The 13,634-nt window shown below is 71.6% G+C and carries 10 protein-coding genes and 1 pseudogene; 3 read left to right on the forward strand and 8 right to left on the reverse strand.

Annotated elements, in window-relative coordinates; genetic code table 11:
- Window positions 1–30: 30 nt before the first annotated feature.
- The 6 genes from ACLZN2_RS25200 to ACLZN2_RS25225 all read right to left on the reverse strand — a co-directional run bounded on the left by ACLZN2_RS25200 (window position 31) and on the right by ACLZN2_RS25225 (window position 6,083).
- Complete coding sequence (locus ACLZN2_RS25200; RefSeq protein ID WP_416981380.1) at window positions 31–1,383, reverse strand: cation:proton antiporter; 1,353 nt, start codon at window positions 1,381–1,383, stop codon at window positions 31–33.
- Window positions 1,384–1,396: 13 nt separating this feature from the next.
- Window positions 1,397–1,594, reverse strand: a complete 198-nt coding sequence (locus ACLZN2_RS25205; protein ID WP_416981283.1) for a hypothetical protein — start codon at window positions 1,592–1,594, stop codon at window positions 1,397–1,399.
- 14 nt (window positions 1,595–1,608) lie between these two features.
- A complete protein-coding gene (locus tag ACLZN2_RS25210; protein WP_416981284.1) occupies window positions 1,609–3,228 on the reverse strand; it encodes a VWA domain-containing protein in 1,620 nt (539 codons plus the stop codon).
- A 282-nt stretch (window positions 3,229–3,510) separates the two neighbouring features.
- Complete coding sequence (locus tag ACLZN2_RS25215) at window positions 3,511–4,710, reverse strand: AAA family ATPase (protein ID WP_416981285.1); 1,200 nt, start codon at window positions 4,708–4,710, stop codon at window positions 3,511–3,513.
- A gap of 127 nt (window positions 4,711–4,837) precedes the next feature.
- Window positions 4,838–5,416, reverse strand: a complete 579-nt coding sequence (locus ACLZN2_RS25220; RefSeq protein ID WP_416981286.1) for a maltokinase N-terminal cap-like domain-containing protein — start codon at window positions 5,414–5,416, stop codon at window positions 4,838–4,840.
- Window positions 5,417–5,471: 55 nt separating this feature from the next.
- Complete coding sequence (locus ACLZN2_RS25225; protein ID WP_416981287.1) at window positions 5,472–6,083, reverse strand: NIPSNAP family protein; 612 nt, start codon at window positions 6,081–6,083, stop codon at window positions 5,472–5,474.
- A gap of 203 nt (window positions 6,084–6,286) precedes the next feature.
- Between ACLZN2_RS25225 and ACLZN2_RS25230 the strand changes: the two genes are divergently transcribed.
- Window positions 6,287–8,398: an acyltransferase family protein gene (locus ACLZN2_RS25230; protein ID WP_416981288.1), complete on the forward strand. Its 2,112-nt coding sequence runs from the start codon at window positions 6,287–6,289 to the stop codon at window positions 8,396–8,398.
- 90 nt (window positions 8,399–8,488) lie between these two features.
- On the opposite strand, the gene ACLZN2_RS25235 is transcribed toward ACLZN2_RS25230, so the two are convergent.
- Entirely contained in the window at window positions 8,489–12,208 is a 3,720-nt protein-coding gene (locus ACLZN2_RS25235) for an NACHT and WD repeat domain-containing protein (RefSeq protein WP_416981289.1), read from the reverse strand.
- Complete coding sequence (locus ACLZN2_RS25240; protein WP_416981290.1) at window positions 12,205–12,624, reverse strand: hypothetical protein; 420 nt, start codon at window positions 12,622–12,624, stop codon at window positions 12,205–12,207. The genes ACLZN2_RS25235 and ACLZN2_RS25240 overlap by 4 nt, the downstream gene beginning before the upstream one ends.
- 187 nt (window positions 12,625–12,811) lie before the next feature.
- Between ACLZN2_RS25240 and ACLZN2_RS25245 the strand changes: the two are divergent.
- Window positions 12,812–13,090, forward strand: a pseudogene (locus tag ACLZN2_RS25245) (NUDIX domain-containing protein); the annotation flags it as partial.
- 40 nt (window positions 13,091–13,130) lie between these two features.
- Window positions 13,131–13,631: a GNAT family N-acetyltransferase gene (locus tag ACLZN2_RS25250; RefSeq protein ID WP_416981291.1), complete on the forward strand. Its 501-nt coding sequence runs from the start codon at window positions 13,131–13,133 to the stop codon at window positions 13,629–13,631.
- Window positions 13,632–13,634: the final 3 nt, after the last annotated feature.

Consider the following 13,634-nt stretch of genomic DNA (forward strand, 5'->3'; position numbering starts at 1 on the left):
GCACACCGCTCGGGACAGTGCGGCCCGCGATCATTCGGGGGGCGGTTTCACCCCGACGCCGGACGGCGACGTGGCCGTCTGCGATTCAGCGGTCCCGGGAGCGGAACGACTCGCGGAAACTGCGGCGTCGTAGGGACGGGCCGGGTGGAGACGGTCCAGAAGCGGGCCCGTCATCAGGGTGGTCACGAGCGCCATCAGGACCATCGCCGTGAACAGCTGGGTGTCGATGAGCCGCAGGCCGAGCCCGACATCGAGAATGATCAGCTCGGTGAGGCCTCGCGCGTTGAGGAGAACGCCCAGGGTCAACGCCTGCCGGGCGGGGGCGCCGGCCAGTCGTGCCGCCCCTGCTCCGCCGGCGAACTTCCCGGCACAGGCGGCGACGAGCACGGCTGCGACCATCACGAGTCCCCGACCGTCCAACTCGTCGAACCGCACGGACAGTCCGGTGACGGTGAAGAACACCGGTAACAGCACAAGGCTGATGTGCTCGATCTGCCGGCCGGCCTCCGGAGCCGTTGCCGCCAGCTGCTTTCGTGGGACAGCGGCCCCGAAGGCGAATGCGCCGAAGACCGGGTGCAGGCCGATGGAGTCCGAGAGCCAGGCGCACAGCAGCGTGCCGGCGATCAGCAGGGCCACGGGCCCCGGGGGCTGGGTGAGCCACCGCCGCCCGGGGACGAGCAGTCGCGCCAGGGCCGGCCGTACGAGGCAGGCCAGGGCCAGGACCAGTGCGGTGAGAGCGATCAGCATGCGCGCCAGTGTCCACAGGCTGCCGGCATGGACGCTGACGGTGATCGCGGCAAGAAGGCACCAGGCAAGGACGTCCTGCAGCGCTGCGCTTGCCAGAGCCAGGGCTCCGATGCGGTCGTGGTGCAGCCCCTTGTCGTAGAGGATGCGTGCCAGGACGGGGAACGCGGTGATGGACATCGCCGCCCCCAGGAAGAGCGTGGGCCCGAGCCGGCCATCGGCGACGATCTGTGTGCGGTCCATCCATGGGAACAGAACAGCGGCCAGGCCTGCGCCCAGGCCGAACGGAACGGCGACGGAGGCCAGGGAGACCGAGGTGACCAGTCGTCCGGCGCCCCGCAGATGGGACAGGTCGAGGTGGTGGCCGACGCCGAACATGAACAGCGCCAACCCGAGTTGGGCGAGCACCTGCAGATGGGGTCTCGTGGCTTCGGGTATCAAGTGGTCCGTGACGTGTCCGGGCAGAAGCCCGAGCAGGCTCGGCCCGAGGGCGATCCCCGCCACGATCTCCCCGACCACGGCGGGCTGGCGCGCCTTCGCGGCCAACCGGGCGCCGAGCCCGGCGGCGGTGACGATGACCGCGAGGGCGAGCAGCACCTGTCCGGTGATCGCCTGCGCCGGATGTACTGCCGCGAGCATGTTTTCCACGGGCTCACTCCTGTGTGGTGACGCGCGGTCCGGCCCGACGGGCAGTCAGGCGGTGAGGGCGGTCCGGGGTCGATCGGACGGCCGGGGGGAAGGCGGGGTGCTGCGGCAAACCGATGGCGCTGAAGGCGATGGCCACGGTGGCATTGTCGACGACGGCGTCGCAGCGGTACAGGCCGCCGTCCTGGCCGCGGCGCTTGATCACTTTCAGGACGTGGATCAGATCACGCGGAAGAGGTCGGCGGCGGCGTGGACGTCGGTGAGGTCCTCGATGGAGCGGAGGTTGTCGCACAGGGCCCGAAGGACCGAGTCGGCCTCGGCGACGCGCGGGGCGCCGATGGCCACGCCGAAGACCCGGAAGCCCAGCCGGTGCTTGGCGTCGTTCCAGCCGCGCATCCATGTCTCGGTGACGCCGCAGTCGTCGTCGGTGAGCATCACGATGTCGCCGCGCGCGCGGGCGGTGTCGTTGAACTCCTCCTCCAGCAGTTCTCCGGCCGCCGACAGCGGCCTCTGGTAGCTGGTTCCGCCGCCGAGGAAGGTCTCCGCGAAGTCGAGCACCTGGGCGAGGTCGGCGGGCCGGCCGGCCGGGAAGCGGAAGACCCGGATCTTGTCGGCGGCGGAGAACAGGATGCCGACGAAGTCACGCCCCGCGTGGCGGGCCTGATCCAGCAGTGCCAGGGCACACGCCTTGGCCCACGCCTCCCGGGTGACTCCGCCGGGCCCTGCCTCGTACATGGAGTGCGAGGTGTCCACGCACGCGATGACGGCGCCCTGGCCGGTGGCCTGCTCGCCCTGGCTGTCGTAGAGCATCAGCTCCCCGGCGGCGTAGCGCACGGCGAACACCGCGCGCAGCTCGGGCAGGCCGAGGCCCGCCAGCTCGGAGGGGATGACGCGGGAGAGGTCGTCGCCCAGCGTGACGCCGACCAGTTCCCCGGCGGTGTTCTCCACCTTTCGGGCGCGCTCACCGCCGGCCATCTGCCTGAAGCGGCCGATCAGTTCGGCCCACTGTGCGAGACGGCCGGTGCGCAGCCGCTCGGCGAGGCGGGCACGCTGGTCGAACGGCATCCGCTCCAGCTCGCCGGGACCGACGCCCCACGCCCGCATCAGCGCGGCTTCCTGCCGCACGGCCTCGGCGGCCTTCGCGGCCGCGTTCCGGGCGGCGGCACGGACACCGGGGACCGCCGCCGCGAGGGCCCGCGCGGCGTCCTGTGCGGCCTGCCGCGCAGCGGCCTCGGCGGCCTCGATCGCCTGTTGTACGGCGTCGGCGGCCTGGGCCGGCACGGTGCCGCTCTCGTCGGCGGCGTCGGCGGCCTGCTGGAGCGCCTCGCTCACGGCACTCGCCGCGCCTTCGGCGGTCTGCTGTGCCTTCTTCGCCTGCTCGGCCCGCTCCCGGGCATCCCGGGAGCGCTCCAGCATCCCGCGCAGCGCGGCAGCCTGGGCGAGTACGGCCATGGCGGCGGCGTAGGGGTCGCCGGCCGTGTCCCGGCGCAGCTCGGCGAACTCCGGTGACTCCACCAGCGAGGTGATGACCTGGTGGTTGACCAGCCGGGAGGGATCCATTTCCTCGCGCTCGCGCAACCGCGGTCCGACCTTGTAGGCGGCGAGGAACACGTCGGTCAGGAGGTCGGTGCTGTCGTCGTGGCGTTTGTCGAACTCCTCGGCCAGATCGCGCAGTCCGGCCGACTGCTCGTAGGTGTCGCGCCATGTCATCCGGTCGAACCGGTCCGCGACCACGACCGCGGTGTGCCGCCCGGGAGCGGCGGCGGACCGGTCCGGCCACTGCCCGGCCCGGCTCGCCGGCTCGTCGAGCCTGCGCGGTGCCTTGTCCGTCCTGCCCATGGTCCTGGTCCCCCGGGTGTTCAGAGCCTGTGTCATATCCCCGGCCGGGCGCGCGACGCCTGGCACTCCCCCAGAGGGGGGACCCCCACCCCCAGAGGGGGCACCCCCACCCCCAGAGGGGGGACCCCCAGCCGCGTTGCCGAAACGCCCACGTGGCTCCTCCCCCATCGAGGGCGCTCCGGCGCCTTGCGATCGCACGCTCCCCCACTCTCGGCTTCGCTCGCGCGGGAGGGGCCCCCATGACGCCGCGCGCTGATCCGACCGGGAATATGACACAGGCTCTCAGAGCTGGGCCTGCACCATGCTCGCGTCGACGCCGAGGGCCTCGGTGAGAACGCGGGCGCGGACGGCGCGCTGGCGGCCGGTGACCCGGTCGATGGCAGCCGTGGAGCGGCCGGCGCTCGCCGCCTCCTGGCGCAGCTTCTCCAGCCGCTTCCCCGCTGTGGCGAGCTGGTTGTGGGCCTTCTTGATGACCCACTCGCTGAGCGCCTCGCGGGACTGTCCGGCCATGGCGTCGAGCTGGGCCTCCAGTTCCTCGATGGCGTCGGCCAGGTCGAGCGCCTCCTTGGCGTCGGGGTTGACCAGGTGCAGCACCTCGCGCTCGACGGTCGGGCGTTCGGCGGGCGAGTCCCACAGCACGTGGGTCAGCACCGACAGGTCGCTCTCGGCGACCGCCGGGCGGCCGTCGAGGTACGCGGACGCCTGGAGCAGGCCCACGGCCTGCCGCCAGCGGCGGTCGGAGGCGACGAGTTCCCTGCGGCGCAGGGCGGCCCGCAGCGTGCACACCGCGTCCACGATCGCGTCGGGGACGTCCACGGCCGGGACGGCTTCGGCCACGGCGTACTGCAACGCGGCCAGTTCGATGGTGGTCCGTGACGACGGCGCCGGGCGGCTGACGGCCGAGCGGACCAACGCGGCGAAGTTCGAGGGGTCTTCGAGGTACCCGACCTCGATCCGCACCAGCAGCCGGTCGTAGATCGCGGCCGAATCCTCCCCGCCGGGTAGTTCGTTGCTCGCCGTGATGGCGCCGATCAGGGGGCAGCGGATCGGCTCGCCGCCGCTCTCGGGGTGGTAGATCCGCTCGTTGAGGTAGCCCAGCGTCTCGTTCAGCGCCGCCGTGGAGCACTTGAAGATCTCGTCGATGAACGCGACGTGCGCGGTCGTGGCGCGGCCGTTGTAGACCTGGCGGTACTCACCCCGGGCCAGCGCGGCGACGTCGATGGGACCGAACATCTTCGTCGGCGCGGTGAACTTCGACAGGAGGATCTCCCAGTAGGCCGCCCCCTCGATCCGGCCCGTGAGCTCCCGGGCCATCTCGGACTTCGCCGTTCCGGGCGGGCCGAGCATCAGCGAATGCTGCCCGGCCAGCAGCGTCACCACCAGCGTCCGCACCACGTCGGCCCGCTCGTAGAAGCGGTCCGACAGCTCGTCGCCGATCGCCCGCAGCCTCTTGGCCGTGTCCTGCGCGTCCTGTAACGCCAAGTTCAACTCCTTGCCCACGACGCCCTGTTGGGCTGAGGGGACGGCTCTCCCGCCGCGGCTGCGACGAAGTGACAAGGTAGCTCCCCGGGGGCTCCGACCGAACGCCGCGGTCCCCCTCCGCGATCTCTTACCGTGGCGCCACGGCCGCGAGTACGCCCCGTGCAGCCGTTCCGTCCGGCCAGGTCCAGCCGGCGACGAGGTGCCCGGACGACGTCCGTGCGGCCTCCGCCGACCGCAGGACGCGGTGGACGTGGACGTCGATCCCGTCGTCAGGGACAGTGCCGTGCACGGTGACGGTCGGGTCGGGGGTGTCGCTCCTGCTCTGGTGCTGCGGCGTCGCCACGCCCCGCAGGAGCGCGCGCAACTGCGTCATCACCACCGGGTCGTGGACGCCGTCGTAGATCCACCGGGTGCCGAGCACCCCGTGCTCGGAGGTGCCGATCAGTGCCTCACCCGGGATTGCCTCCGGCGCTTCACCGCGGTAGCCCATCGGCACCAGATACGCCACCGGCTCCTGCGCGGTGGCGTCCACCACGACCATGAACTCGATCCCGACCTCGCCCTTTGGATCGTCCAGACGGAACCCCCCGGCCTTGACCAGTTCCGGCGTTTCCGCGTCCCCCACGTACCAGCTCTGCTTCGGCAGCCACTCACTGAGCAGCTCCAGCTTGGTGGGTGTCATGGTCGTGTGGTGGATGGAGGCCATGCGAGCTCCCTCACGCGTAGGTTCGAACCCGTCCTCCGACGGGATGTGATCGAACCTATAGGACACGGCCGTGCGTCACGGGTTCCAGCCGCAGCCGCCGGACCGGCCAGGGAGGCTGCTCGGACGGGCCGAACCAGACCCGGACGTCCTCCCCGGTGCGGACGGGCAGGAGGGGGTAGTCGTTCTCGGCGTGCTCGGTGCGGTGCAGCGCATGGCCCGAGCCCAGATGTCGGGCGGCGTACGCGTCGAAGGCAGCGGCGTCGGGCGGCCGGCAGATCGTCACGACCACCTCGCGGGTACCCCGCGCCGGGACGAAGCACGGGCCACGCAGCAGCAGGACGTCGTCGCTGTCGACCATGGTGGCGTTGGCCGCGTCGCGGTACTTCCGCCACAGCGGTCCGGTGTAGAACGCCTCCAGTGCGCGCCGGCGGTGCGCCATGTCGGGGAACGCGCGCAGCCAGACGAAGCGGTCCGGGTCGTCGAGATCGCGGAATCGGCCGCCGACGGTGATGCCGACCGCCTGCTGGCCGATGACGAACTCCCGCTCGAACAGCTCGATCAGCGTTTCCCTGGCGCCGGGATGCAGGGTGTACTGCCGGAGTTCGACGATGCTCATGCGGTGACCCGCTCGGTGCGTAGGCCCATGCCGGAAGTCGAAGTCGTCCATGCGCCGCAGGCTAGGGACAGTCCCCTGACATCTCCTGTCAGTGGATTCTTGTCACCGGGCTGAATGGGGGTGAAGCGATGGTTTCGCGCGGTTGAACCTTCGCCGCGAGGCGAAGTCGGGGCGGCGACAGCGGAACCTCGTACGGCGGCCGGAGGGGTCTTCCTGGCCGAAGCATGTCAGCCGCCCCGAGGAGCCACCCCCTGATGCCGAGCATCACGTCCACCGAGCTACGCGACGACCCGGCGAGCGGCGGATCCGCACCGTCCCAAGGCCACGCTCTGCGGCTCGACATCCAGGGGCTGCGCGCGGTGGCCGTCACGCTGGTGGTGCTCTCCCACGCCGGCGTGTCCGAGGTCAGCGGCGGTTACGTCGGGGTCGACGTCTTCTTCGTGATGTCCGGCTTCCTCATCACCTCGCTGCTGCTGCGCGAACTCGCCACCACCGGCCGGGGGTCGGTCCGTTCCTTCTACGCCCGCCGGGCACTGCGGCTGCTTCCGGCGTCGTCCCTGGTCATCGCCGTCACGCTGGGCGGGGCGTGGCTGTTCCTGTCGAAGGCACGGCTCGCCGAGTACGCGGGCGACGCCCTCGCCGGCGCGCTGTACACGGTCAACTTCCGGCTGGCGGCGGCCGGTACGGACTATCTCTCCCAGGACAGCCCGCCGTCGCCGTTCCAGCACTTGTGGTCGCTCGCCGTGGAGGAGCAGTTCTATCTGGTGTGGCCGCTGCTCCTGCTGCTCACCTGGCGGGTCGCCCGCGGTCGCCGCCGACTGGTCGCGGTGCCGCTCGGGTCACTGTGCCTGGCTTCGTTCGTGGCGGGTGTGCTTGTGACGGACTCCTCGGCGCCCTGGGCGTACTTCGGCTCCCACACCCGGGCTTGGGAGTTGGGCGCCGGTGGGCTCCTGGCGCTGGCCACCGAGCGATGGGAACGGCTGCCCGCCGCCCTCGCGGCCGCGCTGACCTGGCTCGGCCTGGCCTGCGTCACGCTGGCGGCGGTCTGGTACGACGACGAGACGCCCTTCCCCGGCCACCACGCCCTCCTGCCGGTCGCCGGCACCGCGCTCGTCCTGGCGGGCGGCTGCGCTCCCACCCCGCACGGCGCGGGATGGCTGCTGGGGCGGCGACCGCTGGTGTGGCTCGGCGGACTCTCGTACGGCTGGTACCTGTGGCACTGGCCGCTGCTGGTCATGGCGCCGGCGGCGCTGGGCCGCGCCGACGGCACCGCCGATGTGCCGCTCGCGCTCGGGCTGTCCGCGACGGCGCTGGGCCTGGCGTGGCTGACCCTGCGTCTCGTCGAGAACCCGGTCCGCTTCCACCGGGCCTTCCGCAGGCGTCCCCACCGTGCCCTGGCTCTGGGGGCCGCGCTGTCCGCGGGCGCCGCGGCGCTGTCCCTGACGGCGATGGCCGTCCCGCCGACGATCGAGGTGGGCGACCCCGCGCCCGCGCTGGCGCAGGCTCTCTCCGACGCACCGGCGCCGCGGGCACGTCTCACCGAGTTTCTGACGTCGTCCCCCGCCGCCCTGCCGAGCAACCTCGCCCCGCCCCTGGAGAAGGTGAAGTCCTCCCGCTCCGCGGTCTACCGGGATGGCTGCCACGTCGACTACGCCGCCACCCGCACCCGGCCCTGCGTCTATGGCGACCGGTCGTCCTCCCGTACGGTCGTCCTCTTCGGCGACTCCCACGCGGCCCAGTGGTTCCCGGCCCTGCAACGGCTCGCGACCGCACGTGGCTGGAAGCTGGTCTCGTTGACGAAGGCCTCCTGCAAGGTCGCCGACGTGACTGTCGTCAGGGGCCACGAGCCGTACACCGCCTGCGACACCTGGCGCTCCGACGCCGTGGCGAGGATCAGGGCCCTGCGCCCCGCCCTGGTCGTCGTCTCCTCCTCGGACGCCGGCGACCCGGCCCGCCCAGCCGCCGCCCCCCTCCAGCAGTGGACCACCGGCTTCGAGGACACCTTCCGCGCCCTGGCCTCTTCCGGCGCCCGGGTCGCCGCCCTGCTCGACACCCCATGGCCCAAGGGGGATCCGATCGACTGCGCCGCCAGGAACTCCCTGCACCTGCGCGCCTGCGCGAACCGCCTTCCGGAGGCGACCCGCGACGCCACCCGCGGTGCGGCCCTCCGCACCGCGGCGTCCACGACGGCCACGACAGTCATCGACCCGACCCCCTGGCTCTGCGCCCCTCGCACCGGCGTCTGCCCCGTGGTCGTCGCCGACACCGCCGTCTACCGCGACGACAGCCACCTCTCAGAGGCGTACGCCGAGGCGCTCGCCCCGGTGCTGGCGCCGTCGCTGGACCGCCTGGTGGGCGCGTCCTGAACGAGGACATCACTCCCCTGCCGCTGCTCCAGGTGCCGTCGAGCGGGTTGGCGTTGCAACAATCCGTCGCCAGGCGGATGCACCCGGCGGTCATGGGCAGGGCGGCTGATAGTCCACGCCGGCAATGTGTTGTTTCCATTGGCGAGGGGAGAGCGTGTCGCCGGTGGCAGAGCAGATGCGGTCCACCGCTCGGTCGATGTCCAGGTCCCAGAGCCAGATCCCGTGGTCGTCAACGGCGGTGAGGAGGCCTCCGTCCGGGCTGAAGACCACCGACAGGAACTGCGTCGCCGTAGTGGCGGTGAGGGCGCGTTCGAGACGCCTGGGGTGGGCCTGATCGTCGATCGCCCACAGGTGCACGGCGTTTCCCGCCCCGACCAGGGTGGACCCGTCGGGGCTGTAGGCCAGTGCCGAGACGTCGCCGGTGGGGAAGTTGAGGCTGTCCGTGCGCGTCGGGTGCGTGGGATCGCTCAGGTCCCACAGGCGTATGTTGTCGTCCTCACCGACACTGGCCAGCGTGTCCCCGTCCGGGCTGAAGACCGCGGCATCCACGGTGGGAGAGTGGCCGGTGCGTATGGTGCTGAGCCTTTCGGGGCGGGTGACGTCGGCCAGGTCCCACAGGGTGATGCCGGTGTCGGCTGTGACGCTCGCGAGCGTGCGGCTGTCGGGGCTGAACCCGAGTATGGGGCCGGTGTGCAGGTCGGCGGTATGTCGGGGATGCCGGGGGTCGGCCAGGGACCAGATCCGCAGGGTGTTGTCGTCCTCGGAGGCGACAAGGGTGCGGCCGTCGGGAGAGAACTGCGGGATGTCGGCGCGCATGCGGCCGAGCGGTGTGGGGCTGCCCGGGGCGTTGAGGTCCCACAGTTGCGTGATGCCGTCCTCGGTGGTGTCCGCGAAGACGCGGCCGGTCGGGCTGAAGGTGACCGTGCTGCCGGCCGAGCCCCGCCGAAACCGGGCGTACGTGGTGGCTGTGGAGGGGGCGGAGGCCCGCACCCGCTTGAGACTGCCGTCTTCCCATACGGTGATGAGGGAGCGGCCGTCGGCGGCGAAGGTCTTGCCGATCAGTTCGGTGACGTCCGCGGTGTGTCGGGGAATCGTTGCCAGGCGTACGGTCCGGTCGGCTCCCCCACTGGCAACGCTGCGGCCGTCAGGGCTGAACGCCACCGACAGGACCCTGCTGTCGTGATCGGCCAATGGCTGAACCAGCAGCAGAGGGAAACCGTCGGCGGTGAGTCTCCATTGCCGGACCTTCCGGTCCCAGCCCGAAGTGACCAGGAGGCGGCTGTCCGGGCTGAAGGCCACCGAGGTCGCTTCTCCCTGGGGGTGGCCGACAACCGGTTCGGCCATCGGCTCGGGCCGAGCCGAGTCGGTCGTCCTCCACAGTCGCAGGCTGCCGTCGCTGAATGCTCCGGCCAGGATCCTGCCGTCCGGGCTGAACCTCACGGAGTTGCAGACGACGTTGTCCCCTTCGTGCGGCATGGTGTGGTTCTTGACAGGCAGGGAACGTGGTTGACCGGCCAGGGTCCACAGATGCATACCCTGGTCGAGCCCGGAGGCGACGAGGGTACGGCCGTCGGGGCTGAACTCCAGCGCCATGACCTCCCCTTGAGTCTCGAGAGTACGCACAGGTTCGGGGCGGGCCGGGTCCGTCACGTCCCACAGCGTCACGGCCCCGTCCGTGTCACCCGTGGCCATGAAATGGCGCTGTCGGCTGAAGGTCACCGCCGTGACGTAGGGGCCGTGCGACGACACCGGTTGGCTGACGAGGCGGGGTGCCGCCCGGTCCGTGAGATCCCACAGGCGCACGGTGCGGTCCTCCCCCGCGCTGGCCAGAGTACGGCCGTCCGGGCTGAAGTCCACCTCGAAAACGCGACCGGAATGTCCTGTCAGGGGTCTGCCGAGTGGTTTCGGTCTGCCTGTGTCCGTGACGTCCCACAGTCGTACGGTCCCGTCGTAGCCTGCGCCGGCCAGGGTGCGGCCGTCAGGGCTGAACGCCACCGAGCCGACCGCCGACGTGTGTCCGGTGAGAGGGGTGGACAGCGGGCCCGCCGCGTCCGCGATCAGCTGGGTCCGTGTGTCGGGGTCGTGGGGCCGCATGCGGTAGGCGGCCACGTCGAACTGCGCGGCCAGGGATGCCTGACTGTCGCGCAACCGTGCCGCCTGGATGGTGAATTGGTTGAAGACCGCCGCGTCGCGTTGCCGGCGTGCGTCGGCACGCTGCTGGAAGGCGTAGCCGGCCGCCGTGGAGGCGAGCAGGGTCAGGAGGGCGAGAACGGCGGTGACGGCACGGCGCATGCGGGCGGCCCGGTGCGCTCGGCGGGCCGAGGCGGTCAGGAAGGCGGACGCGGTGTGGCTCGGGCCGTCGTGCCGGGATCGTTCGGCCCAGGCGCGGGCCGTGCCCAGGCGCTGTCCCCGATAGAGCATCGCGGGGTCACGGCCGGCGCGATGCCAGTCGGTGGCCGCCTGCTCGAGTTCCTGGCGTACCAGGTGCCCCACTCGATCGATCTTGATCCATTCGCGTAGTCGCGGCCAGGCGTACAGCAGGGCTTCGTGAGTGATCTCGACGGTGTCCTGGTGCCGGGTGAGCATGCGGCCCTCGGTGAACACGTCGATCACCGTCCCGGTCCGGTCCTGGTCGCCGGGCGCCATCAGGTCCGTGTACGGCAGCCGGTTGCGTGTGTCCTCGGCGCGGTCGCCGAATTTCACCAGGCGCAGGAAGACACTGCGGGCGCTCGGCTGCAGAGTGGGGTCGAGGCTGGTGAAGAGCCGCTCCGCGGTATTGGCGACGGCGTGTTGGATTCCGCCGGCGGTGCGGTAGCTCTCCACGGTGAGGGTGTCGCCGTGGCGGTGCTGCCAGGTTGCCCGCAGCGCGTGGGCGAGCAGGGGCAGGCGTCCGGCCTCATGGCTTCCGGCCGCACTCGTGAGGTCGCTGAGCAGCAGCTCGACCAGGCCGCTCTCGACGCGGAGGCCGACGGCGCGGGCAGGGAAGAGGATCGCCTCTCTCAGCTCGGCTTCCGTCAGGGAACCCACCATCAGCTGGCTGCTCTGGAGTGCGGCCCGCAGCCACGGGTGGTCTGCGCACGGGGTGTAGAAGTCCGATCTGAGGCCGCACACCACCCGTACCGGCGGTTCGCCGACGCCCTGGTCCTGGCCCCGGTCTCCGCCCTGGCCCTGGCCCTGGCTTTGAAGTGTCAGGTCCGCCAACAGGCTCAGGAAGCGGTGGCGTTCCTGTGCACTGGTGCACAGCGTGAACAGCTCTTCCATCTGGTCCACGACGACCACGATCCGCGTCGTCGCGTCTCCGCGGCCGGGCCCGCCCGGCAGGGCGACTCCGGCCTCGGTCAGGGCAGCGGTCAGCGCTGTCGCCGGACGGGCGGTGGGAGTGAGAAGTACGGGGCGCCAGTCCGCCGATCCGGGCAGAGCGCCACGGGAGAGTGCGGGCAGGAGCCCGGCCCGCAGCAGCGACGACTTCCCGGCCCCGGACGGCGCGACCACCATGACCGGGCCGGGGACGTGGCGCCGCTCGTCCAGCTGGAGCAGCAGTTCCGCGATCAGTGTGTCCCGGCCGAAGAACCAGTGGGCCTGATGCGGACCGAACGTGGCCAGGCCCGGGTAAGGGCACCCGGCCGTGACCGCCGAGTGCGACGAGGTCCGACGGGCGGTGCGCACTCCGTCCTCGTAGTGCAGGTGCAGATCGCGTCGGGCGACGTACTGGTCTCTGCCGGCCTGGTAGATCCGGGCCTCGTCGGACGCCTGAGCCTCGAGGTGCGGCTCCTTCCGCTCTTCCGGCTCGTGTGGTCCGTTCGGGTTCATCGCTCGGTGATGTGCTGGTCCCGGCCTGCCTGGTACACCCGCCCGTGGCCGGATGCCTCCGCGTTCATCGTCACCGCCGTGGTGTCGGGACGCTCGTCGTCGGCCGGAGTCACGGCGAATCGCGTGTCCAACAAGCGTTGCAGATCACCGGCCATGGAGGGGTTCTCCCTCAACAGCGCCTGCAGCCGCAACTGCCAGGTGACGGCGAGGGCTCGCGCGGTGCGCACGGCGTCGTCCTCGGCCTCACCGGCAGTCATCTGCTCGCGCGTCTCGACGAGATCTCCGTCGATGACTTCGGCCTGTTCGGGCCGAAAGCGCCTCCACAACGTGGTCACGCCGTTGCGGGCCTCCTGCCAGGCATCCGATGCCATCGCCCCCACCAGCGCTGTCCCGGCTGCCACCACGAGCGGATCCATCGCGTGCCCCCTTACGCACGGACCTGGACCTCCAACGTAGCGACGGTCCGGCGAAAAGGCTTCACCCCGGCACACGAAACAGCCGGCTCGTCCGGCGCTCGGGCCCGCACGGCGCCGCCGGCCTTCTGCTGCGGCAAGGTCCTCGGTTCCTGCTCCAAGCGGCTCCTGGCGGGTCCACCACGGCCGTACGTGGAGCATCCCCGGCGGCGCGCTGAAAGCCGGTGAGAGCCCGTGGGACGGGGCACGGCGGGAGTCCGCCGAGGAACTCGGCGGCGTTCCGGCGCTGTGTCCTGTCCCCACCCTCGTCGACGACCACGGCCGCGGATGGTCGTGGTCGTCGGAACGCCGCACCGGATCCCGCCCGCTCCTGGCCGGCGACGGCTTCGGAGCATCGCCCCCCGCGTCCCTCGCTCAGGGCGACGGCCGCCTCTCACCACGCGGCAGCGTTCGTCTGCCGCCGACATAAACCAGGTGGCCTCCGCGCCCTACCCGGGTAAGGTCGGGCGATGCCCGAGCTGAAGCGGCTGCATGCCGGTCACGCCCCGGCGGTCCTGGCCTTCGAGCTGGCGAACCGCGCCTACTTCGCCGCCTCGGTGTCCGACCGCGGCGACGACTTCTTCGACCAGTTCACCGACCGGTACAACGCCTTGCTGGCCGAGCAGGAGGCCGGCATCTGCGCCTTCCACGTGCTCGTCGCCGAGGACGGCTCGGTCCTCGGCAGGTTCAATCTGGTCGACATCGAGGACCGCACCGCGGAACTCGGCTACCGGGTCGCGCAGCAGGTTGCCGGCCGGGGCGTGGCGACCGCGACCGTGCTGGAACTGTGCCGGCTGGCCGCGGCCCGGCACGGGCTGCGCACCCTGCGGGCGGCCGCCACCCACCAGAACGCCGCGTCCCGGAGGGTGTTGGCCAAGGCCGGGTTCGTCCCTGTCGGCCCGGCCGACCCGGCCCACCTCGGCGGTAAGCCGGGGACCTGGTATCAGCGCGACCTCGCGCTCCAGCCGTAGGGC

It is taken from the genome of Streptomyces sp. T028, from assembly GCF_048159505.1.
In the GTDB taxonomy this organism is placed as follows: Bacteria; Actinomycetota; Actinomycetes; order Streptomycetales; family Streptomycetaceae; genus Streptomyces.